A 24,713-nucleotide genomic window follows, 5' to 3' on the forward strand; every position below is an offset into this window, starting at 1 on the left:
TCGCCGCTACGAAGCCGCGCCCAGCTGCTCGAGCGCGCGAGCGAGCTCCTCGGCATCCGCGAAGCGCTCGGAGGGTGAGCGCGCGAGCGCGCGCATCACGATCTCCTCGAGCTCGCGCGGCACCGGTCGGCCGAGCTGCTCCGAGGGAAGTGGGATCGCGCGGTGGAGCACCGCGCTGGCGTACTCGAGCGCGCCGTTCGCCTCGATGGGCCGGTGCCCGGTGAGCAGGAGATACGCGACCGCACCGAGGCCCCACACGTCGACGCCGGGGCGCACGCGCGATCCCGTGACGCTCTCGGGCGCGAACCAGGTCGGCGTCCCGAGCACCACACCCGTGCTCGTCAGCGACTCGTCGGAGTCCGGCGCGTCGAGCTTCGCGATGCCGAAGTCGAGCACCTTCACGATGTCGCGCCCTTCGGTGGAGCTCGTCACGAAGAGGTTCGCGGGCTTCACGTCGCGGTGCACGATCCCGCGCCGGTGCGCCTCGGCGAGCGCGCGCGCCGCCTGCGCGAGGAAGTACACGACGCGCGCCGGAGCCACCGGGCCCTCCCGCGCGGCGAGGTCCGCGAGCGTCTCGCCGCGCAGGTGCTCCATCACGTAGTACCGGAGGCCGTCCTCGGTCACGCCGTAGTCGAACACCCGCACGATGTTCGGGTGCGAGAGATCGGCGAGCGCGCGGACCTCGCGCTCGAAGCGCGCGACCGCCTGCCCGCTCAGCAGCCCTCGGCCGACCCGGAGGATCTTGAGCGCGACGTCGCGCTGGAGCGCGGCATCGCGGGCCAGCCAGACCTCGCCCATGCCTCCCGCGCCGACCTTGCGGATCAGCCGATAGCGACCGAGGACGCGCGCCGTGAACACCTGCCGGCGCAGCTCCCAGAGCGAGTGTCCTGCGACGACCAGACCCGCGTAGGCGAGGAGCAGGTTCGTGGTGTTGGAGCTCAGCGTCGCGCGGCCCGTCACGGTCTGCAGCTGCGCGGCGACCTCGGGCTCGAGGAGGCTCCACGCCAGGATCGTCAGCGGATACGCGAGCGTCGGGAACGCCAGCGTCCACACGCCGGTCTGCCACGGCTCGTGCACGGTCGAGCCGCGGATCGCGATCGCGACGAACACCCCGCCGTAGTACGGGCTGTACGCACCTCCGGTGAGCGCCGCCATCGCGCTCAGGAACGCGCAGACCATCGTGAAGAACAGGGTCGTCGCGGCGCGCAGCTCGACGACCGTGAGCGCGGCGCCGCGGACGCGCACGTAGCTCCACACGCCGAACGCGAGCACCCCGCCCATCACCCTCAGCGTCAGCAGCTCCCGCGCGCGATCCGGCCAGAACACGGGCAACGAGAAGACGTCGCTGACGGTGATGAACAGCCAGAGGCCGATGCCGACGATCATGACCCGGCGCGCGCGGAGGACCGCGGCGAGGTGCTCGGACTCGTCGATGCTGGCGCCGGCCTGGCTCGCGACCGGGGATCGCGAAGGATGTTCGTCCACGAGCGACGAAGATGCACGGACGGCGCGCGCTGCGCCCGTCGCGATCGCAGCGCGCGCCCGGGATCACGCGACGCGGCGCGCGCGATCCTCGTCGCTCGCCGCGACGCGCTCGGCGCTCGTGCCGTGCACGACCTCCGCGAGATCGATCCCGGTGAGCGCCTCGAGCACCGGAGGCAGCTCGCCGACGATCTTCGTCACCGAGCGCGTCAGCGCCTCGACGCCCGCGGTCCTCGACGCGTCGCCGCCGCCCGCACCGCCGACGAGCACGACGCGATCGATGCTGCCGAGCGGCGCCGACACCGCCGAGACGATCTCGGGCAGCCGCGCGATGAGCTGCTCGGCGAGCGCGGACTTCGGATAGCTCTTCCACGCGTCGGCCTTCGCGCGCATGCCCTCCGCTTCCGCGCAGAGCCTCGCGCGCGCGCCGTCCGCGTCGGCGAGCGCACGCTCGCGCGCCGAGTGCGCCTCGGACTCGCCCTCGCGCTTCACCGCCTCCGCCCGCGCGACGCTGCGCAGGCGCGCGACCTCGACCTCCGACTCCGCGAGGATGCGCGCGCTCTCGCGCTGCGCCTCGGCGAGCACGACGATGCGCCGCGCCTCGGCCTCCGCGGGCTTGATCACGGTCTCCTCGAGCCGCCGCGCCTCGCGCGCGATCTCGAGGTCGCGCAGCGCGAGCTCGGTCTCGACGAGGGTCTGGCGCGCCCGCGCCTCTTCGACGTCGTGGCTGACCTCGCTGCGCGCGCGCGACTCCGCGACCTTCGCCGCGAGCGCGTGCAGCTCGGCGTCGCGATGGGCCTCGGCGCGCGCGATCGAGATCTCCGCCTCGAGCTGCGCGAGCCGCGCCGCTTCCTGCGCCCGGGCGCGCGTCACCGTCGCCTCGCGCTCGGCGTGCGCCTCGCCGACGCTCGCGTCACGCCGCGCGTTCGCCTCGCCGACGAGCGCGTTCTTCTGCACCTCGGCGACCTGCGGGCGACCGAGCGCCTTCAGGTAGCCCGACGGATCCTGCACCTCGCGGATCGTGAAGCTCACGACCTGGATGCCCATGTTCGCGAGATCCTCCGCGGTGAGGCGCTGCACCGTCTGCGCGAACGCCTCGGGGTTCGCGTGGATCTCCTCGAAGGGCAGCGTGCTGATCACCGCGCGCAGGTGGCCCTGCATCATCTGATGCGCGATCTCGTTCATCTCGCGCGTGCTCTTCGAGAGGAACATCTCCGCCGCGGTCGCGAGCGAGATCGGATCGTCGCTGCGCACTTTGATCTGCGCGATCCCGTCGACGACGATCGGGACGCCGAACTTCGTGAAGAACTCGGGCGTGAGGATCTCGAGCGTCATCAGCTCGACGCTCATGCGATCGACGCGCTCGCGGATCGGCCACACGAACGTGCCTCCGCCGTGCAGCACGGCGAAGCTCTTCTCGACGCGCTCGTGGGTCTCGGGATCGACGTACGACGAGCGCCGGCCCGACACGATGAGCACCTCGTTCGGTCCGACCTTGCGAAAGCGCATCGCGACGAACGCGAGCGCCAGCGCGAGCGTGGCAGTGATGGTGATCAGGATCGTCATGGCACCTCCGGAGGGCCCTCCGGCCCCGTGAGCACGAACGGAGTCACGCGTGCGGTGCCGCGCTCGAGCGACACCACGATCACCGCGCGACCCATCGCGATCGCTCCGCCCTCGTCGTCGCGCGCCGGCAGCACGATGCGCCGGCCGCGCATGCGACACGCGATCGAGCCCACGCCCGACGCGGGGATCGCGACGACGACCTGCGCGATCGCGCCGTGCAGCGCGTGTCGCGGCGCGGCGAGCGCGCGACGGGCGACGACGCGCCAGATCGGGATCGAGAGCGCCGCGGCACCGGCCGCGAGCGCGAGGATCGAGAGCGGTGGGTGGAACGACATCGCGTGTGCCGCGACGCTTCTGAACGAACCGTGCCACGCGTGAGCTCGCGAGAATCCGCGCGCCGCGTGCGAGCACATCGGCGTATCGCGCCGATCGAGCGGTGCAGAACACCTATACTCGAGCCCTCATGGCGTCGCGCGTCGTCGTGCTCGATCCGACCGAGTCGGAGCTCGCCCCGCTCGTCGAGCACCTGCGCCGCGCGGCCGGTGGCGACGCGGTGCTGCGCGTGGTGTCGGACGCCGAGGGGCTCGACGAGCTGCTCACGACCTGGGAGCCCGAGCTCGTGGTGATCGACCTCGCGCTCGGCGACGGCGAGCACGACGGGCTCGAGGTGCTCGAGCGGCTGCGCGCCTCCGACGAGGAGCTGCCGATCGTGGTCGCGGCCTCGCGGGGCGACGTCGACGTCGCGAAGAAAGCGGTCGCTGCGGGCGCGACCGACTTCCTGGTCCGTGGTGATCGCCTCGGCGATCGCGTCTCGACCCAGCTCGCGAAGGTGCGCCGCGTGCTGCGGCTCATCGACGACAAGCGCGCGCTGGCGCGCGAGAACCTGGTGCACCGCGACGCCGCCGCGGAGCGCTATCGGATCGTCACGCGCTCACCGGCGATGCTCGACGTGGTGCGCGCGGCCGAGCGCGTCGCGAAGGTGCCGCGCCCGGTGCTGGTGCTCGGCGAGCGCGGCACCGGCAAGGAGCTGCTCGCGCACGCGATCCACGCGGCGTCGGGCGTGCGCGGGCCGTTCGTCGCGATCAACTGCGCGGCGTTCGCCGAGCCGCTGCTCGAGAGCGAGCTCTTCGGGCACGAGCGCGGCGCGTACACCGGCGCGGATCGTCGCGTGCCGGGCAAGTTCGAGCTCGCCTCGGAAGGCACGCTCTTCCTCGACGAGATCGGGAACACGACGCTCGCGTTCCAACGGAAGATCCTGCGCGCCGTCGAGTACGGCACGTTCGTGCGCGTCGGCGGTCACGTCGAGCTGCGCTCGCGCGCGCGCATCGTCGCGGCGACCAACACCGATCTCGCGCACGCGATGCGCGAGGGCGCGTTCCTCGCCGACCTCTACGATCGCCTCGCGTTCGAGATCCTCCGCATCCCGCCGCTGCGCGATCGACCCGACGACGTCGAGCTGCTCGCGCACCACTTCCTCGATCGCTTCGTCGCCGAGGTGCCCGCGCTCGGCGCGCGACGTCTCTCGAGCCGCGCCCTCGAGGCGCTGCGCGCCCACGCGTTCCCCGGCAACGTGCGCGAGCTGAAGAACGTGATCGAGCGCGCGGTGTACCGCGACGGTCCCGACGAGATCGGCCCCGAGCACCTCGGCGAGCTGCACCCGCGGAGCGACGCCGGTGGGACGTTCCACGAGCGCATCGAGCGCCTCGAGCGCGAGCTGATCGCGGACGCGCTCCGCCGCGCCGACCACGTCCAGGCCGACGCGGCGAAGCTGCTCGGGCTCACCTACGATCAGCTGCGCCACTACGTGCGCAAGCACCGTCGTTGAGCGTCAGCGACGCGAGTCGTTCGCGCCGAGGAGGACCTGCGCGGTGTGGCTCGTCGCGGCCTGGGTGCGGTTCTCCGCGCCGAGCAGCTTCAGGATCGCGCTGACGTGCACGCGCACCGTCGACGCGCTCATCTGCAGCGCGTCCGCGATCTCCTTGTTCGAGAGGCCACGCGCGAGCAGTACGAGGACGTCGGCCTGTCGCGGCGTGAGGCGCGCGACCGGCGCGTCGGTGGGCACCGCGCGAGGCGCGCGCGAGCGGCTCGGCAGCACGTGCGGCGGCACGTAGAGCTCGCCGCGCAGCACCATGTCGATCGCCGCGCGCAGCGCGGGCGCGGACGAGCTCTTCGGCACGTAGCCGCGCGCGCCGCGCGCGAACGCAGCGTCGATGAACGACGCGTCGTCTCCGCCCGAGACGACGACCACGGGCACGTCGGGCACCGCCTTGAGGAAGCGCTCGAGCCCGCCGAGCCCATCGGCGTCGGGGAGGCCTGGATCGAGCAGCACGAGCCCCAGCGCGGGCCCGATCGTGCGCGCCGCGTCGAGCCCCGCCGCGAGCGACGCGCACTCGTGGCACTGCGCGAAGCGGCCCGTGCTCTCGAGCATCATGCGCAGCCCTTCGCGAACCAGGGTGTGGTCCTCCACGAGAAGCGCATCCATGGGCGCCCGGACTAGCCCACGGGCGGAGACCGAACAAGACGAAGCGCCTAGTCCATTCGTCGCAGAAGCGCGTAGTCCACTCGTTCGATGCGCGCGCTCCGGTCAGTGTGCGCGCATATGTTCGATCCCAGTCTCCGCGGGCAGCGCATCGCGCACGCGTACGCGCAGATGCCAGGCGCGCTCGCGGGCTCGGCGACGGTGACGACGCTCTTCGCGATCACCGCGTGCGGCACCGGCGGAAGCGTGCACCTGTCGTGGTGGATCGTGCTGCAGGTGCTGGCGATCGCGGCGAACGTCGCGATCCTCGTCGCGTACCGGCGCGGTCGCTTCGAGGCGCATCGCGCGCTGTGGGCGCGGCGCTGGGGCACGCTCGTCATCGGGATCGGCTGGGGCATCGGCGGGCTCGTGTGGCCCATGCACGACGAGTTCGGCACCGGCATCGCGATGTCGTTCTGCCTCGCGGGGCTCGCCGCGTCGGCGACCAGCACGCTCGCCGCCGATCCGACCGGCTACGCGATGTTCGCGATCACCGCGCTCGGCCCCGACGTCGCGGCGTCCGCAGGGCCGCGGTGGTGGACCGCGGGATTGCTCGCGGCGTTCCTCTGCGCGTCGTTCTTCATGGTCTGGCAGAACGCGGTGGTGCTGCGCGCCGCGCTCTCGCTGCGCTTCGAGAACGCCGAGCTCCTCGCGCGCGCGATCGAGGATCGCGAGGCCGCCGAGGAGGCCCGCGCGCGGGCCGAGTCCGCGGCGACCGCGAAGACGCGCTTCCTCGCCGCCGCGAGCCACGATCTGCGTCAGCCGCTGCAGGCGCTCTCGCTCTTCGTCGACGTGCTCGCGACCGAGCCACCGGTGCCCGAGGCGCGTCGTCGCGGCGCGGTCGACGCGCTCGTGCGCACGGTGCACGCGCTGCGCGCGATGCTCGAAGGGCTGCTCGATCTCTCGCGGCTCGACGCGGGGATCGTCGTCGCAGAGCCCCAGGTCGTGTCGCTCGCGCCGCTCGTCGGCGAGGTGATCGCAGCGCTGCACGACGAGGCGGACGCGCGCGGCGTGACGCTGAGCGCGGCGGGCCCCGAGCTCGACGTGCGCGCCGATCCCGCGCTGCTCGCGCGGGTCGCGCACAACCTCGCGGCGAACGCGGTGCGGCACGGCGGGCGCGGTCGCGTGCTGATCGCGACGCGTCGTCGCGGCGATCGCGCGTGGCTCCAGATCTTCGATCAGGGCCCGGGAATTCCGGACGAAGCGCGCGAGCGCATCTTCGAGGAGTTCGTGCAGCTCGGGAACCCCGAGCGCGATCGCACCAAGGGGCTCGGACTCGGGCTCTCGATGGTGCAGCGCATCTGCGAGCTCGCGGGATGGACGCTCTCGCTGCGCAGCGAGGTGGGGCGCGGGAGCGTGTTCACCGTCGAGCTCCCGCTCGCGACGAGCGAGCCGGTGCGCGAGCCGAGGCCGAGCGTGCCGCCCGCGTCGCGCGCCCTGCGGATCCTGCTCGTCGACGACGACGTGCTGGTGCGCCAGGCGCTCGAGGGATGGCTCGAGCAGTGCGGCTGCGAGGTGCACGTCGCGGGGAGCGCGGAGGAAGCGCTCGAGACGCTGCGCACGGGATGCGAGCCCGACGCGGTGGTCAGCGATCTGCGGCTGCCGGGCGCGCTCAGCGGCGCCGATCTCGCAGATCGGATCGCGCGACCGCTGATCCTGCTGACCGGCGACGTCGACGTGCCCGAGGAGCACGGCGCCGCGATGGTGCTGCGCAAGCCGGTGAGCGGCCCGACGCTGTGGGCGACGCTCACCGAGACGATCGAGCGAGGAGCGAACGGACGGCAGCGCGCCGTGTGAGCGCACTGCCGTCCGCGGCGCGCTCAGAGCGCGCAGTCGGCCGTGTCGAGGATCAGCAGGCTCGAGCGGGGCGCGCTCGGCGCGCTCGGTCCGTTGGGCCAGCCACCCGCGCCCGCCCCGCCGGCCGCACCCGCGGTGCCGGTCGACGCGGAGAGACCGAGCACCCCGCTGCGGCACACGAACTGCGCGATCGAGGGCCCTGCCGCACCGCCGCCACCACCGCCCCCCGCGCCACCGGACCGACCGTCGCCGCCGCGACCGCCGCCCGCGCTGTCGCGCGCGTCGATCGCACAGCACCACGAGTCGAACGTGCGGCCGCCGCCCGCGCCTGCGCCACCCGCGCCACCCGCACCGCCGGCGCCGCCGTCGCCGCCGTCGCCACCGCGGCCGCCCTGACCGCTCGCGAAGGTCGAGCTCTCCACGATCACGCCCGACGACGCGACGACCACGAGGCCGAACGAGCCACCTGCCGCCGTTCCGCCGCCACCGGGCGCGCCGCCACAGCCGCCCGCGCCACCACCGCCGCCGCCGCCGCCGGCCGCGCCGCCGCAGACCGTGTCGCAGTCACCGGCACCGCCGCCTGCGCCGCCGCTGCCGCCTCGGCCTGCGCCACCCGCGCCGCCGTTGCCCTGTCCGCTCAGCGCCGCCCACAGGCCGCTGCTGACCGAGCCACTGCGCGTGATCGCGGACGCGCTCGCGCCTTGCGATCCGTTGCCTCCGCACGACTGTCCGCCGCCGCCGTCGGCGGCCCAGGTGCCGGGGACCGGGCAGCTGTACGCGGAGACGCCGCCACCGCCGCCACCGCAGCCGCCGTCGCCTTCGGGCGCGCCGCCGTTGCCGCCGCTGTACGTGCCGCCGCACGCGCCGCCGACGTTGTCTCCGCCGCCGCTGCCGCCGTGACCACCGGCGACTCCGCAGCTCGACCCGCCGCCACCGCCGCCGCCGGGTCGCACGCCGCTTCCGCCGTTGCCGCCCGACGCGGCCTGCGGCTGATCCCCCGCCGAGATGCCGTCCGCGCCGCGCCCCGCGGTCGCGATGACGAAGCGCAGCACGACGCCGCCGCTCGCGCCCGCGGGCGAGTCCACGATGCGCACCGCGTACACCGACGTGCCCGCCTGCGGCGGCGCAGTGCTCGAGCCCGCGCGGATCGTGAAGCGCTCGACGATCGTCTCGCTCGTCACGCCGATCGCCGCGAGCGCCTCGACGCGTCCCTCGGCGACGTCGATGTTCTGCTGCTCGATCGTCGTCACGTTCGCCGCGCTGCGCGACCAACCGCTCGCGCGATCGTAGCCGCCGTGGATCGACACGCCGTTCGCGAGGCGCACGCGCTCGCGGTACGTGCCCCCGCTCACCGCGACGTGGTGGATGCCGCGCCCCGCGGCCGCGGTGATGCCCTGCGTGATCGTCGCGTAGGGGAACTGGCGCGTGCCGTCGCCCGTCGAGTTGCTGCCGTTCGTCGCGACGAAGACCAGGTCGCGCACGTCGCCGTCGATGCCGTCGCAGTTGCTGTCGAGCGACGCGGGATCGGGCGCGTCGGGCGCGGTCGGGTACGCGTTGCGATCGCCGGGCGCGCAGTCGCCGCCGACCGTCGCGAAGCGCGAGCCGAGGTGCGTGGGCTCGGCGCACGCGACCACTCGATCGGTCGAGTCACCGAAGCCGTCCTCGTCGGCGTCGCGATAGAACGTGACCTCGCGTCCATCGCAGCCGCACTGCAGACGTCCGAAGTCCGACGCATCGGCGAACGCCTCGGCGAACCCGGTCTCGCTCGACACCGGACAGAGCGCGGACCACTGCGACTCGTCGACGCATCCCGCGACCTCGCGCGTCGCGTCGACGTAGCGCACCGCCGCCCATCCGACGCTGCCCGCCGTGGGGAACGGGTTCACGTCGCAGCGCAGATCCGAGCCCGCGCTCGCATAACACTCCTGGAAGTCGAGGTGGCCGCGCGACGCGTCGAACGCGGACTCCGGCGCGGCGTGGGGCGCCGCGTCCTCGCCGACGAGCGTGCACTTGAACTGGCTGTGATGACCGAACCCGCGCCACGCCTCCTCGGCGCTCTCCCACGCGCGGATCTGGCAGAGCCCGTGGAGCGGCGGATCGTCGGCGCCCGGCGTCACCTCGACCGGCGGCATCGTCACCTCGCACGCGCCCTCGCCCTCGCACGTGTACTCGGCGAAGTCGAAGCCGGGCGCGGGATCGCCGGTCTCCGGCGCGGGCTCGAAGCGCGCATCGCGCTGGCGCGCGCAGTGACGCCAGTAGCTCCCGGCGCCGGTGCCGTACTGCAGCGGGACGAGCGGCCACGCGCCGCCCGCGGTGAGCACCTGCGAGCAGCGGCTGCGCTCGCGGATCACGAGCTGGCCCGGCGCGCCGGGCACGTAGACGCTGTCGTGCAGCTCGAAGAAGTACGAGAACGCCGACCAGTCGGCGCGCCCGGGCTGGTGCGTCGGGTGTGCCTGCAGCACGTCCTCGGAGCCGTCGTCGTCGTAGTCGGCGTCGATGCTCACGCAGCCCTTGGTGAGCCCGTTGAGCTCCGCGGCGCGCAGCGGGCGACCGATCTCGCCGTAGCCGTAGACCGGCGCGCGCGTCGTGGCGGTCGCGAGCTGCGCGTCGTCGTCGTTGCGATCGGACTCGACGAGCACGAGCGGTGCGCGCGTGGAGGGGCAGTCCTCGCGGCTCGGGCCGCCCTCGCAGAGATAGACCGTGAGCTGCTGGCGATACTCGTTCTGCAGGTGCACGCGATCGACGCGCGGCGCGGGACAGCTCGCCTCGGCGACCGCGCGGATCGCGGGGTCGTCGTCCGAGAGCGCCTGCATCGTGCTCTGCGCGATCCACTGGTCGCCGTCGGCATCGCAGCGGCGGGCACGCGCGGTCGCGTCGCCGGGCCAGAACCAACCGCTCTCGGTGTCGCAGACGCACGCGCCGGTGACGTCGGTGAGCGGATGGATGCCGGTCTCGCCCTCGCGATCGCAGGTCACCGCGCAGGTCACGCAGCGATCGAGCTCGACCGAGAAGGCCTCGCCCGCGCCGCACGGCATCGGCACGCACTCGCACTGGGTGGGATCGGTCTCGAGCGGCATCGCCATCTCGTCGTCACGGCACACCTCACCGCCGCACACGACCTGCATCACGCAGAGCCCGTCGCGCTCGTCGAAGCCCTGGAGGCACGCGCCGCACGAGGCGCCGGTCGCGAGCGCGTCGCACGCGCGGTGCTCCGTCGCGCAGCGGCTCGCGATGCTGCCGGGCGCCGCGGGATCGCAGCTCGGCGGGGGCGTGCACGCGGGATCCGCGCACTGCGTGCACGCACCGCTCGACGCGTCGAGCTCGTAGCCGGCCTCGCACTCCGAGAGGCAGATCGGCCCGGTGGGCGTGTCCTCGCAGCGACGTCGCGCCGGGCACGACGCGGTGCCCACGATCGTCGCGCAGGTCTCGGCCTCCGTGCAGCCGCCGTCGGCGCACGCGTCCTCGGGTGTGCCGGAGTCGGCAGGGCCACCTCCGTCGCTCCCGCCGCATCCGAAGAAAAGAGACATCCCTACGACGGCAATCGCCGTCGCCCTCACATTCCATCGCTCGAGCATCGTCGCTCCCCCCGATTCAACGACAGGCGTTGGGATCGGTGAAATCCGTGTAATAGACGTACAGGACGATGTCCTCGATCAGCGTCAGATCGATATCTCGATTCTCGATGTTCTGGAGCTGATCGAAGACGAGGCGCCAATTGGTGTTCACGAAGGGCCGCTCGCGCATCTCGTGACGCCGGTACACCGTGGGGTCGAATACGGTGTTGGCGCGATTGAAGTACGGATTGGCCACGATCAACGAGGGCGGCAGTCTGTGGAATCGATTGCCCTCGGCGACGGTCCGCAGCGTGCCGGTCCCCTCCTGCCAGATGAGCAGGTCCGCCTCGTCGTCGCCGAAGCCCGTGCCCTCGAGCTGCACCTCGATGTGCTCGATCTGATGGTTGAACGTGCAGGGCGAGAGGCGCTCGAACGACGTGGAGAAGGGCACGGTCCACGCGCCGCTCGGGTCGAGGTTGCGGGGATCGGTGAGCCGCTCGTAGAAGCGGCGCCGGCGCTCGGTGGTCGTGAGCTCCACGCCGCCCTCGCGGAACGGGATCTGGAACACGTGATCCGCGACCGAGATGCGCTGGACACGACGCGCGCGCGTGCGGAACCGGACTCGGAACTCCTCGTAGTCGTCCTCGAGCTGATCGAGATACGAGTCGAGGTTCGGGAAGTCGTGCGCGACCATCCGGATGAGATGGAGCTGGCCCGCGCGCTCGTAGCTCTGGCTCGTGTAGTACTCGAACATGCGAGTCGCGCGATAGGCATGCTCGAGCGCGCGGCGGAACGTGTCGTCGGCAGTCATGACCGACGCGTTCCGATAGACGCGCACGTTCGGATCGTTGCGCGATCGTTCGATGTCGACCGCGAGCTCCTCCGCCTCGTGCTGCTCCTCCTGGATGCGCTGCGCCTCGAGGTGCAGTCGCTCCATCTCGGACCGGATGAGCGCGAACCGATGCTGGAATTGCAGCGCCTCGAGGTGGTGCTCGGCCACCTGGCGCCAGAGGTCCCGCATGATCGGCTCGGACTCGATCGTGAGCTCGCGACACTCCTGGCTCGCGACCCAGTGCGCGGTGTCGATGCGCACGCGGTCCGCGTCGATCTCGATCTGGGTGGCGGTCGTCTCGAGCGCGATCGCGCCCGCGGTGGCGATCGCCGAGCCGAGCGTGAAGAGCGAGAGCGCGCCGCCGTCGGTGATGCACTCCCACGGCGTCATGCAGTCGGCGGCGCCCTGCGTGAGGAGCATGACGTTCGAGAGCGCGTTCATCGCGCGGTCCATGCCCGAGACCGCGTTGCGCATGTTCCGCGCGGCGCCCTCGAGCGACACGACGCGACCGTCGGCCTCGTACTGGAAGTCCGCGATCTCCTGGGAGAGATCACAGCGCCCGGCGAGACGCGTCTGCTCGTCGGCCATGCGCTCGAAGAGGTGATCGACCTGCAGTCGGAAGAGGCGCTGCTCGTCGCGCAGCTGCATCAGCTCGACGAAGCGCGCGGAGAGCTCGCCGTTGCCCACCATGCCGCAGGGATCACCGAGGAACGCGGTGCGCTCGGAGAGCGGCGCGTACTTGCGGATCGCGGGGTACACGCGCCCGTCGCGCGCTCGGAAGCCGCCGCACACCTGCCCGAGGCGCTGCTCGTGCGCGAGCGCGATGCGCACCAGCTCCGCCTGGAACGACGCCTCGTCGGTCTCGAAGCTGCGGTTGCTCGCGATCGCGTCGTCCTCGTAGCGGCGCGCGGTCTCGGCGCGGAGGCGGGCGATCCCGAGCACGGCCTCGAACGCGTTGCTGAAGCGCGTGTCGCTCTCGTCGACGGCGGGCAGCGGCACGTAGTCCGGTGCGAAGCCGAACGCGTTGACGTCGTCGCGCAGCGTCGCGTGGACCTCGCGCATCTCGCCGAGCGCGACGCGGTAGCGACGCTGGGCCTGCTCGATCTCCGACACGATCTGGGCGCGCTGGCTCGCGCGCACCCGATCGGCGATGCGCAGCATGAGCCGCGAGAGGATCACGGACTCGAGGAAGGTCTCGGAGTACGCGCGCTCGAGCACGCGGCGCGCGAGATCGGAGCGCGCGAGCGACTGGTAGCGCGTCGCGATCTCGGCCCACGCGCGCGCCTTCTTGGTCGAGGCGCCGATCAGGCGCTCGAGGTAGCCGGTCACGAGCTCCTGCGTGATCACCGCGGTGCCCGCCTCGCCCACGTCGGTGCGCACGTCCGCGGCCTCCACCACGGGCGCGAGCACGCGATAGAAACGATCCGTCGCGAGCTGGAAGTACTGCACCGCCTGGTACAGCGAGCGCATCTCGTAGCCGGCGATGCCCGTGAGATCGACGCCGTTCTCCTCGAGCGCCGAGCCCGGGAACGCCGCGAGGCTCTCCGCGGCGATGTCGAAGCGCGAGCGCAGCGCGCGGGTGTGCGCCTCGTCGCCGAGCACGACGAGCAGCTCCGCGTAGAGGCGCTCGAAGCCGTCGGGCAGCGGCCCCACGTGGCTCGGGCCCGCCATGCCCATGCTCGTCGAGAGCGCGCCGCGCAGCGTGCGCCACGCCTCGGTCCCCGGCGGATCGGCGTGCTCGAGATAGAGCGCGAGAAGGCAGTCGGTGCGCGCGAGCACCTCCTCGAGCAGCGCGGGGTCGTAGCAGTACGGCGTGCTGTACCCGGTGCCCTCGCACGCGGTGGGCGCGAAGCCGAGCTGGTCGCCCTCGTCGCTCTGGAAGCGCGAGCGATAGCGGAAGGCGTCCTGCACCAGCGCGGAGAGCGGCGGGAACAGCGCCTCTTCGACGCCGTCCTCGCGCGGCTCGAAGAACACCTTGCCGGCGCGCAGATCGTCGCGGTCCTCGCTGCAGTAGGTCGCGCCTCCCTCGCAGAGCCACACCGGATCGATCGCGACGGTGGGGCGGGTGCGCTGGGCCCACTCGTCGAGCACCTCGCCGCACGCACCGCGGTCCTGACAGCTGTGGGCCACGATCGCGCTCGGCGTGAGCACGGGGTCCGCGATGGTGAAGAAGCGGACGTTGCTCTCGTCCGGGCACTCCGGCGGGAGCGCGCTCTGCAGGCCGGACGGGCCTCCATAGAAGCGCCCGGTGTCGACGCAGAGGTAGAACACGTCGTCGCGCGGGTAGGTGTGCGGCTCGCTGCCATCGCGCGTCGCGGGCACGCCGGTGATCAGCGCGCCCGCGAGGACGCGCGCCTGCTCGTCGGTGAGCCTCGAGGGCGCGGCGCCGAGCGCGCGCTGCACGAGCGTGCGCTCGCAGACCGGGCCCGCCGGTGCGCGCGAGACGTCGTCGAGCGGCATCGGTGCGTCGGTCTGCTCGGCGAGCGCCTCGGAGGGCACCGCGTCGGGCAGCGCGATCTCCGAGCTGCGCTCGAGCACGAGGTAGCCGTACGCGCGCGTGCCTTCGGGATCGGCGCGCGAGACGAGGTGCTCCTCGAAGAGCACGAACATGCGATCCGCCCCGACCAGCGCGCCGTCGAGCGCGCGCAGGCGGCGGTGCATCGCGTGGCCGTCGGGCACCGGGTTCCCGCCGGTGAGGCTCGCGCTGTGCGTGGGATCCGCGGGATACGGGAAGCGGCGATCGCGGCACTCGAAGCGCGCTCGGCCGCCGGTCTCGGGGTCGAAGATCGTGTCGGTGGTGAGCTCGGGGACGAGCCACGGCGACGACGTGAGCACCGCGTCCGCACCGCACACGCTGGTCGAGAGCGCGGGCGCGCGCCCGCCGACGTGGATGTCGGCGCGCAGCGACGTGATCGGCACCACGCACTCGCCGCCGGGGCACACACCCGGCGCGCCGGGCGCGCTCGTGAACGCGATCTCGATGGCGGGCGAGCCCGCGTAGTGGAGCGCGACCGCGCTGTCGATCACGCCCGCGACGCGATGGGGCGCGCGACCGGTCGGCGCGTCCTGCAGATCGATCGCGATCGGATATGTCACCGCGCCGGTTGGGATCGGCGCCGCGTCGACGTTCGAGACGTAGCGACGCAGGCCACCCGCCGCGCCGTCGTAGAGATAACAGGCGCCGCGGAACTCCTCGCCGAGCCGGCTGAACGCGGTGCGACACGCATCCTGCACGCTGCGCCAGCGCCACGACTCGCTGTCGGTCGCGGTGAGGATCGCGGAGAGCTCGCTCCAGCGGCCCGGCAGCGCGCCGCTGCGGTACGCGCCCCAGACCTGCACGAGCCCGTTTTGCACGCGCTGCGCCGCCGCGATCTTCGCGGGACCGCGCGCCGCCGCGAGCTCGTCGAGGCCACGATCGGGGAACGAGCCGAAGTAGCGCATCACGCCGCTCCACCGACCCGACGCGCCGCGCGCGAACACGACGCTCACGTCGCGCTCGCCGAGCTCGGGATGACGGATGCGCAGCGCGCCCTCCCATCGCGCCCAGCGCTCCGGCATCGCACCGTCCGCCTGGACCTCGATCACCGGGCAGTCGAGGCCACACGACGGGCGCGCGACGACGATCAGCGGTGCATCGCCGCTCGCGCTCTCCCCGTCGCGCACGCGCAGGCTCACGAACCCGAGCGGCGAGCCCCCTTCGTCGCGGTGCTGCGCGTCGACGAGCGCGCCGGTCGCGTCGTACGCGCGGTGCTCCTGGCGCACGACCTCGAAGGTCTCGGCCAGCAGGCTGTCGGTGGAGAGCTGCACTTCGCCGACGACCACCGCGCTGCCGAGCTGCACGTGATCGGTGCTCAGCGTGAACGTCCCGCGCACCTCGCGCGGATCGCCGTCCATCTCGCGCGCGAGCTCGCGGCACACGCCCGAGGTGCCGTCGATCGAGTGGCAGAAGTGTCCCGCCGGGCACTCGTCCGCCGCGCTCGTCGCGCGCTCGCACGGGACGCGGCACACGTGACGATCGCAGGTGAGGCCGACGCCGCAGTCCTGCGCGCTCTCGCAGTTCGCGTAGCAGTGACGACCGGCGCCGTCGTGGAGGCACGCCTGGAAGTCGGGGCAGTCGGCGTCGCTCGCGCAGCTCGGCGCTGACCCGCCGGGCTCGACGCACGTCCCGTCGACGCACTCGTAGCCGTCGAGACAGCCCTCGATGAAGCCGTCGGCGTCGCAGGTGCGCACGCCGTCCTCGGTGCGCGCGTCGCCGCGGCAGCGCGTGTAGCAGCGCGGCTCGTCGGGGCGCACCTCGTGCGGCGCGAGACAGCGCCCCGCGAGCACGACGAGTCCCGCGTTGCACGCGCCCGACGCGGTCGCGAGGCAGCCCTGCGTGCCCGGCTCGCACGAGACGCAGGTGCGGGTCTCGACGTCGCAGCGATTCGCGTCGTGGCAGAGACCGTTGACCAGGCACGCACCCCCGGGGTGGCCGGTGTCGTCGACGCATGTGCCGCCGCCGAGGCCGCGATCGCAGTAGAGGCCTCGTGCGCAGGTGCCGCCGAGGCACGCGCAGCGCTGCTCGCCGTCGGCGCAGCCCTCGGGGCGACACACGCCGTCCTCGCAGGTGTCGGTGCTCGCAGTGCACGATGTCCCGCCGAGGCACACGCAGCCGCTCTCGCCGGGGTCGCAGTCGGCGGCGAGACAGATGCCGCGACGACACGCGAGCGGCTCACCCGACGGCGTGGTCCCGCAGGCATCGCCCTCCGCGCACGCGCATCCGAGCGTCCCCTCGTCGCAAGCTGCGGGCTCGATGCTCGCTGCGCCGTCACACGCGGCGAGCAGCAGCACGAGCGCCCACGCGGCGCGCATCCGTCCGTGATCAACCATCGGTCTCGATCCCCCCGCCGGTCAGCGGCGCTCCGTCGGCGTCGAAGCACTGCGCGCGGGCGATGCGCGGGCTCCCTTCGCCGAGCACCTCGATGCGGATCGCCGATGCGTCGATCGGGCGATCCGCGAGCGCGTGGAACGCGAGCGCGGCGCGCGGCGCCTGCCGCACCATCTCTCCGCGCAGCGACGACTCGAAGCGCGCTCCTCGCACCGACGCGGCCGCGTCCTCGAGCAGCACCTCGCAGCTGCGCGCCGCGGGATCGATCACGCCGAGCCCGACGGTGCGCACCGGCGCGCAGCGGCCCGCGCTCGGATCGCACGTGAGGCCCTCGTCGCAGCGCCCGCCCTCCCCGCACGCGCACCCGAGCGCGCCGCGCTCGCACCCCGTGCCGGGATCACACCCGCCGATCGCCGCGAACAGCACACCCAGCAGGACGACTCGCGCCCTGCGCCGTCTCTCGCGCATCGCTGCCCCTCCGCGGCCGGACCTTGGCCGGTGCGTGGCAGCGCGAGAAAGGTGGACGAATGAGCTAAGCGCTTCGCCCAGCGCTTACGACGCGCGTCCGAATGGCTCGCCCCGTCGCGCCGGTGGGAAAGGTTCGCGCGCGGACCTCGCGACGAACGCGGCCGCGGAGGACGGGGGAACGTGCAGCGAAGGGACGATCATTCCCGCGGCGTGCATCGCGCGACCGCGATCGCGATCGTGGTCGGTGTGGTGCTCGCGAGCGCGACGGTGCGCGCGCAGACCGGCGTGTCCGACGATCGCGTGAGCCTGCCCGAGGGCCCCGGATCGATCGAAGGGCTCGGCGACAACGCGACCGTCGATCCGAACATGGGTCAGATGAGCTACGCGGTGCCGATCCGCGTGCCCCGGGGATTCCCCGGCGTCACGCCGGATCTCGCGCTGCGCTACGGCTCGGGCAGCGGGAGCGGCATCGCGGGCATGGGGTGGTCGCTCGCGGTGCCGAGCATCGAGCGCCTCACGCTGCGCGGTCTGCCCTCGTACGACGCCGACGACGAATTCGTCGCGAACGGCGGCGAGCAGCTGGTGCGCGTCGCGTCGCCCACGCGCGACCCGGTCTATCGCGCACGCTTCGAGGGCGCGTTCGTGCGCTACACGTGGCACGGCGCGGGCGCAGCGGGCTACTGGACCGCGGAGTACCCCGACGGACGCGTCGGCTACTTCGGCGCGAGCGCGGAGGGCGTGATCGATCCCGACGCGCGCCTCACGGGCCCCGCGGGGCAGACGTTCCGCTATCACCTCGTCGAGCTCGTCGACGTGCACGGGCACCGCGTGCGCTACGGCTACCAGCGCATCGGCGGCGTGCCGTACCTGCGCTCGATCGGCTACGTGCACGCGGGATCGACGCCGCGCTACGCGATCGAGCTGCGCTACGAGCCGCGCCCCGATCCGATCTCCGACGCCAAGCCGGGGTTCGAAGAGCGCGTCGCGCAGCGCCTCGCGAGCGTGCGCATCTCGGCGGGCGGCGAGGTAATCCGCACCTACGTGCTGCACTACCAGGACGTGCGCGACGCAGGCGGCGCGTCGCGGCTCGCGCGCGTGGAGCAGCTCGGTCGCGGCGGCATGCGCGACGAGGTCGAGCTGACGTTCGGCTACTCGCGCGCGCTCGGCGCCGCATGCGCGACGTGTGATCGCCCGTACGTCGTCGACATGGGCACGCTGCCGAACGCCGGGTCGATCGGCACCGGCGACGCGACGCTCGTCGATCTCGACGGAGACACGCTGCCCGACGTCGTCGACTCGTCGCAGGACGGTCCGCATCGCTTCGTGTTCACGCGCCTCGATGCGAGCGGCGCCGCGCGCTTCGACCCCGAGCCGATCACGAGCCGCGTCGGCGAGCGCAGCGGGTTCCGGCTCTCGCAGCCCCAGGTGCAGCTGCTCGACATCGACGGCGACGGGTTCGCCGATCTCGTGAACAACGTCACCGGACGCGCGCTGTGCAACCGCGGTCGCGGCGACTGGAGCGAGGACGGCTGTCTCTTCGACGGCGCATCGGGCATCGACTTCCCCGAGGACGCGCCGGGCGACGCGGACCCGCGCGCCACGCGCTTCCTCGACGTCGACGCCGATCGGCGCATCGACGTGCTCCACACCTCGAGCACGCAGACGACGACGGTGCAGCGCAACACCGGCACCGGGTTCGAGCCCATGGCCGCGCAGCCGATCGGCGCGCTCTTCGACACCGATCGCCTGTTGCTCGCGGACCTGAACGGCGACGGGATGCTCGACCCGACGTCGGTGGGCGACGAAGGCGAGGTCCGCTATCGGCTCAACCTCGGCTTCGCGCGGTGGGGCGAGTGGACGCTGATGGACGGCCCCGCGGTCGATCGCTCGGTCGTCGAGCTGCTGGCCCTCGAGGACGTGAACGCCGACGGGCTCGACGATCTCGTGCTCGTCGCGGGCAGCACCGTGCAGTACGCGCTCAACCGCCACGGGCGCTTCGACGACTTCGCGACGATCACGAACGAGCAGGTCGACGGAGGTCTGCCCGCGCGTGGTCCGCGCGACACCGTCCTCTTCGCCGACATGAACGGCAACGGCACGCGCGACGTCGTGTGGATCGAGCCGGCGGGCCGCGTTCGTTACCTCGAGCTCTTCGTGTCGCCGCCGCACCTCCTGAGCCGCATCGAGAACGGCGTCGGCATGGTGCAGGAGATCGCGTACGGCACGACGCTCGATCAGCGCCTCGCGACCGGAGGCGAGACGTGGGCCCATCCGCTGCCCTTCGCGATGAACGTCGTCGTCCGCTACGACACGTGGGTCACGCTCACCGGCCTGCACGAGGTGCAGACCTATCGCTACGCGAACGGCTTCTACGACGGCGAGGAGCGACAGCTCCGCGGCTTCGCGTGGGTCGAGCAGCGGCTCGCGCCGGATGGCGCGCACGACACCCAGGAGGCGGGCCGCACGGTGCGCGAATTCGACGTCGGCGATCGCGATCCGTACCGCGCCGGACGTCTGCTCGTGGAGCGCTCGTTCTCCGGCGACGCGCCGGAGCGCGCGCTGCGCGAGACGCACGTCGGCTACGACGACTGCGACGTCGCGGAGGCGACCCCGCTGCGCTCGCCGTTCGCGGTGCGCCACGTCTGCGAGATCCAGCGCGACGTCGTGCTGCAAGAGGGCGCGCCCGCCGCGGAGTGGGCCACGCTGCGCACCACGCGCGCCTACGACGGATACGGCAACGTCGTGCGCGAGGCGCAGCTCGGCGTGGTGAGCCGCGGCGGCGTGGCGTGCGGCGTGTGCACCCGCGGTGCGGACGCGTTCGGTGAGGCGTGTGGCGAGCAGTGCCTCGGCGACGAGCAGTACGTCGACACGACCTACGTGGCGCCGGGCGCGAGCACCGACGGGCGCTGGATCCTCGGTCGTCCCGTCACCGTGCGTCGCTTCGGGCGCGAGGGCGGCGAGGCGAGCGAAGAGTCGATCTCCTACGACGGCGATCCCTTCGTCGGCCTGCCCCCGGGGCGCCTCACGCGCGGCCTCCCCACCCGCGTCACCGCGCGTCGCGACGCCGACGTCGTGATCGAGCAGGCGCGGCGCGCGTTCGACGAGCACGGCAACACCATCGTCGAGATCGATCCGAACGGCTCACCCGACGACGCCACCACCCACCGGCGCAGTCACGTGTACGACCCGACCGGACTGCGCGTGGTGCGCACCGACGTGCACCTCGTCTCGCCCGAGGGCGAGCCGTACCGACTGCGGCGCGAGTACAGCTACGAGCCCGCGTTCGATCAGATCAGCGACGCGACGAGCTGGATGCTCGTGCAGGGCGAGACGATCCGCTCGGCGCGTCACGTCACGAGCCATCGCTACGACGGGCTCGGCCGGCGCATCGCGATCGTGAAGCCGGGCGACACCTTCGCCGCGCCGACGATGGAGATCTCGTGGGAGCTCGGCGCGCCCGCGAGCCGCATCCGGATCCGCGAGCGCTCGGTGCAGGGCGGCCCGCTCGACCTCGAGCGCGTGCAGTGCCTCGACGGACGCGGTCGCGCGTTCCAGGAGCGCCATGCGCTCGGCGACGGGCGCTGGCAGGTGAGCGGCTTCCGCACGCTCAACGCGCGCGGCGCGCCGGTGCGCGAGCACCAACCGCACCTCGCGACGAGCGACGACTGCTCGATCGAGCCGCCGTCCGACGTCGCGTTCGAGACGGTGCGCTACGACGCGAGCGGGCGCGAGATCCGCCGCACGCTGCCCGACGCGTCGATCTACGGCGAGCCCTCGATCCGCGAGACGCAGTACCTGCCGCTCGCGCAGATCGATCACGACGAGGAAGACCTCGATCCTGCGAGCCCGCACGCCGGCACGCCGACCATCACGCGCTCGAACGGGCTCGGCCTCACCGTCGCGATCGAGCGACGCCTCGCGCCCGAGGGATCCGGCCCGACGACGCGCTTCGAGCACGACGGGCTCGGCCGTGTCGTCGCGCTGATCGATCCCGCCGGGCACCGCAAGACGCAGCGCCTCGATCGGCTCGGCCGCACGCTCGAGATCGACGATCCGAGCTCCGGGCTCACGACGTTCGAGCACGACGACGCGGGCAACGTCATCGCGCGCACCGACGCGCGCGGCGTGGTGACGCGCATCGCGTACGACGGCGCGAACCGTCCGTCGGCCCAGTGGGACGACGCGCGTCGCGAGGAGACCGAGCTGCGCTTCCGCTACGACCTCGCGGCGACGTGCGATCCGCGCGACTGCACCCACGCGGAGGGTCAGCTCGTCGAGGTCTCGTATCCGCTGCCGGAGCGCCTCGTCGCGCGGATGGGCGGCGACGTGCGCGGCGTCGATCGCTTCGGCTTCGACGCGCGCGGACAGCGCGTGCTCGAGCAGCGCACGGTCGGAGGCTTCGACTACCGGACGCGCTACACGTGGGACGACGCGGGCCGCCCGGTGCTCGTGGTGCATCCCGACGGACGGCGCGTGAGCACCACGTACGACGGAGCGTCGCGCCCGATCGCGATCGACGGCGTGGTCGCGGAGGTCGCGTACGAGGCGCGGGGACGGGAGCGCAGCGTGCGCTTCGAGAACGGCGCGCTCGACTCGTTCGAGCACGACGCGCGCATGCGCATCGTCGCGCGGCGCACCACCACGCGCGCCGGCGAAGCGCTCGCGGACTTCGGGTACGAGTACGACCGCGCGGGCAACGTCGAGCGCGCGCACGACGACGCCACGCTCCTCGGTGCGCCGTGGTCCGCGGAGTACGAGCACGACGCGTGGTATCGCGTCACGAGCGCGCGCTTCGAGCGCGAGGGCGAGGAAGAGCTCCAGTCGTGGTCGTACGACACCGTCGACGACGTGGTCTCCGCTACGTCGAGCCTCGGCGCGGCGAGCGCGGCGCACCTCGGCGAGCTCGCGTACGACGCGACGCGACCGAACACGATCGTGCGCGCGGGCGCGATCACGTTCGAGCACGACGACGCCGGACAGCTGGTGCGCCGCGGCGACACCGCGCTCGAGTGGGATCACCTCGGACGTCTCGTGCGCGCGCGCCGCGACGGCGAGGTGATCGTCGAGCTCGCATACGGCCCCGCGATGACGCCGGTCGCGACGATCGAGGGCGACGCGGTCACGCTCTACGTGACGCGCGACTTCGAGGTGCGCGACGGAGTGGGCGTGCTCTACACGCGCCTCGGTGAGCGACGGGTGGCGCGCGCGACGTCGGTCGCGCTCGCGCCGATCGTGCTCGACGACGTGGCGCCGCTCGTCGATCCCGACGGCGCGATCACCGCGGCCGACGCGCGTGCGCTCGAGGTCGCAGGCGCCGGCGCGCGCGCGGGCGTGCTGCTGCGCAGCGCGTGCCGCCGGTTGCTCGTCGAGGCGGGCGATGCGTTCGCGACGCTGCACACCGATCATCTGGGGAGCGTGATCGGTGCGATCGACGCGGACGGAGCCGCGCGCGGGCGCCGTCGGTTCCGCCTCCCCGCCGGCGCAGCGAGCGAGTCGGGCTACGTCGACACCCGCGGCTTCAGCGGACAGGAGGAGCTCCAAGGCCTCGATCTGGTGCGCTTCGAGCAGCGCTGGCTCGAGCCCACGACGCTCCGTTGGACCCGCCCCGATCCCGCGTTCCACGCGCCCCGCGCGCTGCCCGCGGCGCTCGTCGGCGAAGCGGTCGACGCCTATGCGTACGTCGGCAACGGCCTCGTCAGCCGCGTCGATCCGCGCGGGCTCACCGGACGACAGGTCGTCGCGAACGCGGGCTGGGCGCTCCATCGATTGGTCACCGGCGACCACGGTGCGGCGCGCGTCTCGCGGATGCACCGCGAGCACGGCGGGCTCGAGCGATGGCTGCAGGGCGAGATCCTCTTCGCCGCCGAAGGAGACGGCGATCTCCGCGTCAGGCTCGAGCGCCCGGCGTACGAAGAGGACGGCGACCTGCGCGCCGACTTCATCTTCCGCGACGGTGCGGGGCGGTACCCGATCGTGGCGGAGCTGAAGGTGCAGGGAGGTGATCGCAACACGGCCAGCTTCCTCCGCGGCGTCGACAAGGACGCGACGAAGCTCCTGACCATCGATCCCCTCGGACGCGCGAGCTTGGTGGGGATGCAGATGGTCGGCGTGCACGCGAACCTCGATCGCGAGGACGGCTGGATCCACGTGGGCACGGTCCACACGGGAGTGGCTCCGCCCGGGAGCAGGACCGGTGGTGATCTCAAGTTCTATTACCGGACCGTGATGCCGGAGGGCGTCCCGGCGCACGCGGACTTCTGACCGTGCCCTCCGCCGACGAGATGCAGCGTCGACAGGATCTTCTCGTCACGCCGGATCGTGCTCATGAGACGTCGCGGGGCATCGCGACGCGGCGCGCGATTGCGCGCCGGGGGGGAGCACGAATGGATCTCGTCTGCGGAGGGTGCGGTGCGCGCACGAGCGCGCCGGGTGAGCGCTGCGATCGGTGCGAGCCGTGTTGGTACGGCGTGCTCGACGGCACGTTGATCGGGCCCATCACCCGCGACGAGCTCGCCCGCGCGCTGCGCGCGCAGCCGGGCAGCGCCGATGCGCCCGTCTGGCGCGAGGGCGTCGACGAATGGGCGCCCGCGCGTGAGGTCCCGGAGATCGTCGCCGCGATCCGCGCGGCGGGTCCCTCGCAACGAGCGCCCGCACGGGCCCTCACGATCCCGCCGCCGCCGATCCGCGATCTCGCGCGACGCGACGAGATCACCGGCTCGGGTCGCGTCGATCTCGGCGCGCTGCTCGCGACCTCGCGCGCGCGTCCCTCGCTCCCGCCGCGGCCGACCATCACCGCCGAGGCGAGCGTCCCGCCGACGGCGATCCCGACCTCGGTGGCGCCCCGGCGCAGCGCGTCGTTCGCACGCGGAGCGCTGCTGGGCGCCTGCATCGTCGCCGCGGTCGCCGTCGCGCCGATGCTCGCGTCGAACGCCGGCGAGCACGACACGGCGCCGCTCGCGATCCAGGTCGCGAGCGCGCCGCTCACACCGGGTCCGATGTTCGTCGAGGCCGCGCCGCTCGAGCACCGGGACGTGGCCCACCAAGACGAGGTCGCGCCGCCCGTCGTGCGCGCCACCGACGAGGACGCGCCCCCGCCCCTCGCACCTCCTCCGCCTCCGATGCGCGTCACGAGCTCGCCCGCGCCTGCGATCCGCGCGCAGCCGAGCACGCTCGACGAGCCCGAGATCGTCGAAGCGACGCCGCCGAGCGAGCCGGTCGTCGCACCTCCCGAGGCCGCCCCCGAGACCAGCGACGAGGAGCCGGAGCACGTCTCCTCGATCGACGCGCTGCTCGAGGCCGCGGTGGACGCGCCGACCGAGGCCGAGCCGTCGGACGCGCCCTCTGCGCCCGCGCCCGCGCTGCCCGCCACGCCGGATCGCGAGGACGTCGACCGCGCCCTCACGCGCGCTCACTCCGCGGTCGCCGCGTGCGCCGAGCACGGCCACGGCCTCGCGATGGTGCGCATCACCGCGTCGGGCGACACCGGCCGCGTCACGAGCGCCGTCGTCGAAGGACCGCTCGCCGGCACACCCGCGGGCTCGTGCGTCGCGCGTGCGGTGCGCGGCGTCACGTTCACGCGCTTCGCGCGCGAGAGCCTCACGATCGAGTATCCGTTCCGGATCTGAATCG

11 protein-coding genes are annotated in these 24,713 nt (G+C 73.1%); 4 read left to right on the forward strand and 7 right to left on the reverse strand.

All coding sequences use genetic code 11. The features are described from left to right. Positions 1-6: 6 nt before the first annotated feature. The 3 genes from I5071_RS24980 to I5071_RS24990 form a co-directional block, all read right to left on the reverse strand. The gene (locus tag I5071_RS24980; protein WP_236515335.1) at positions 7-1,485 is read right to left on the reverse strand and encodes a serine/threonine-protein kinase; all 1,479 of its coding nucleotides are present in this window, start codon (positions 1,483-1,485) and stop codon (positions 7-9) included. 63 nt (positions 1,486-1,548) lie between these two features. Then, positions 1,549-3,048: a flotillin family protein gene (locus I5071_RS24985; RefSeq protein WP_236515336.1), complete on the reverse strand. Its 1,500-nt coding sequence runs from the start codon at positions 3,046-3,048 to the stop codon at positions 1,549-1,551. Beyond that, positions 3,045-3,383, reverse strand: a complete 339-nt coding sequence (locus I5071_RS24990) for a hypothetical protein (RefSeq protein ID WP_236515337.1) — start codon at positions 3,381-3,383, stop codon at positions 3,045-3,047. The genes I5071_RS24985 and I5071_RS24990 overlap by 4 nt, the downstream gene beginning before the upstream one ends. 128 nt (positions 3,384-3,511) lie before the next feature. On the opposite strand from I5071_RS24990, the gene I5071_RS24995 reads away from it, so the two are divergent. Continuing rightward, positions 3,512-4,873, forward strand: coding sequence for a sigma-54-dependent transcriptional regulator (locus tag I5071_RS24995; protein ID WP_236515338.1), 1,362 nt, complete (start codon positions 3,512-3,514; stop codon positions 4,871-4,873). Positions 4,874-4,876: 3 nt separating this feature from the next. Here I5071_RS24995 and I5071_RS25000 read toward each other — a convergent pair whose 3' ends face one another. Then, complete coding sequence (locus I5071_RS25000) at positions 4,877-5,530, reverse strand: LuxR C-terminal-related transcriptional regulator (protein WP_236515339.1); 654 nt, start codon at positions 5,528-5,530, stop codon at positions 4,877-4,879. 117 nt (positions 5,531-5,647) lie between these two features. Here I5071_RS25000 and I5071_RS25005 point away from each other — a divergent pair, with 117 nt between their 5' ends. Further along, complete coding sequence (locus I5071_RS25005) at positions 5,648-7,363, forward strand: hybrid sensor histidine kinase/response regulator (protein ID WP_236515340.1); 1,716 nt, start codon at positions 5,648-5,650, stop codon at positions 7,361-7,363. A 23-nt stretch (positions 7,364-7,386) separates the two neighbouring features. Here I5071_RS25005 and I5071_RS46655 read toward each other — a convergent pair whose 3' ends face one another. The 3 genes from I5071_RS46655 to I5071_RS25020 form a co-directional block, all read right to left on the reverse strand. Further along, positions 7,387-10,890, reverse strand: a complete 3,504-nt coding sequence (locus tag I5071_RS46655; RefSeq protein ID WP_268921139.1) for a hypothetical protein — start codon at positions 10,888-10,890, stop codon at positions 7,387-7,389. A gap of 64 nt (positions 10,891-10,954) precedes the next feature. Continuing rightward, positions 10,955-16,600: a hypothetical protein gene (locus tag I5071_RS25015; RefSeq protein ID WP_236515341.1), complete on the reverse strand. Its 5,646-nt coding sequence runs from the start codon at positions 16,598-16,600 to the stop codon at positions 10,955-10,957. Positions 16,601-16,610: 10 nt separating this feature from the next. Further along, complete coding sequence (locus tag I5071_RS25020; protein WP_236515342.1) at positions 16,611-17,084, reverse strand: hypothetical protein; 474 nt, start codon at positions 17,082-17,084, stop codon at positions 16,611-16,613. Positions 17,085-17,294: 210 nt separating this feature from the next. Between I5071_RS25020 and I5071_RS25025 the strand changes: the two genes are divergently transcribed. Continuing rightward, positions 17,295-23,345: a toxin TcdB middle/N-terminal domain-containing protein gene (locus I5071_RS25025; RefSeq protein ID WP_236515343.1), complete on the forward strand. Its 6,051-nt coding sequence runs from the start codon at positions 17,295-17,297 to the stop codon at positions 23,343-23,345. Positions 23,346-23,467: 122 nt separating this feature from the next. Continuing rightward, positions 23,468-24,709, forward strand: coding sequence for a GYF domain-containing protein (locus I5071_RS25030; protein ID WP_236515344.1), 1,242 nt, complete (start codon positions 23,468-23,470; stop codon positions 24,707-24,709). Positions 24,710-24,713: the final 4 nt, after the last annotated feature.

It is taken from the genome of Sandaracinus amylolyticus (assembly GCF_021631985.1).
GTDB lineage: Bacteria > Myxococcota_A > Polyangia > Polyangiales > Sandaracinaceae > Sandaracinus > Sandaracinus amylolyticus_A.

Excerpts from the sequence above, each read along its gene's own strand:
- I5071_RS24985 (WP_236515336.1), bottom strand. The coding sequence starts at position 3,048 with ATGACGATCCTGATCACCATCACTGCCACGCTCGCGCTGGCGCTCGCG.
- I5071_RS24990 (WP_236515337.1), bottom strand. The coding sequence starts at position 3,383 with ATGTCGTTCCACCCACCGCTCTCGATCCTCGCGCTCGCGGCCGGTGCC.
- I5071_RS24995 (WP_236515338.1), top strand. The coding sequence starts at position 3,512 with ATGGCGTCGCGCGTCGTCGTGCTCGATCCGACCGAGTCGGAGCTCGCC.
- I5071_RS25000 (WP_236515339.1), bottom strand. The coding sequence starts at position 5,530 with ATGGATGCGCTTCTCGTGGAGGACCACACCCTGGTTCGCGAAGGGCTG.
- I5071_RS25005 (WP_236515340.1), top strand. The coding sequence starts at position 5,648 with ATGTTCGATCCCAGTCTCCGCGGGCAGCGCATCGCGCACGCGTACGCG.
- I5071_RS46655 (WP_268921139.1), bottom strand. The coding sequence starts at position 10,890 with ATGTCTCTTTTCTTCGGATGCGGCGGGAGCGACGGAGGTGGCCCTGCC.
- I5071_RS25015 (WP_236515341.1), bottom strand. The coding sequence starts at position 16,600 with ATGCGCGCCGCGTGGGCGCTCGTGCTGCTGCTCGCCGCGTGTGACGGC.
- I5071_RS25020 (WP_236515342.1), bottom strand. The coding sequence starts at position 17,084 with ATGCGCGAGAGACGGCGCAGGGCGCGAGTCGTCCTGCTGGGTGTGCTG.
- I5071_RS25030 (WP_236515344.1), top strand. The coding sequence starts at position 23,468 with ATGGATCTCGTCTGCGGAGGGTGCGGTGCGCGCACGAGCGCGCCGGGT.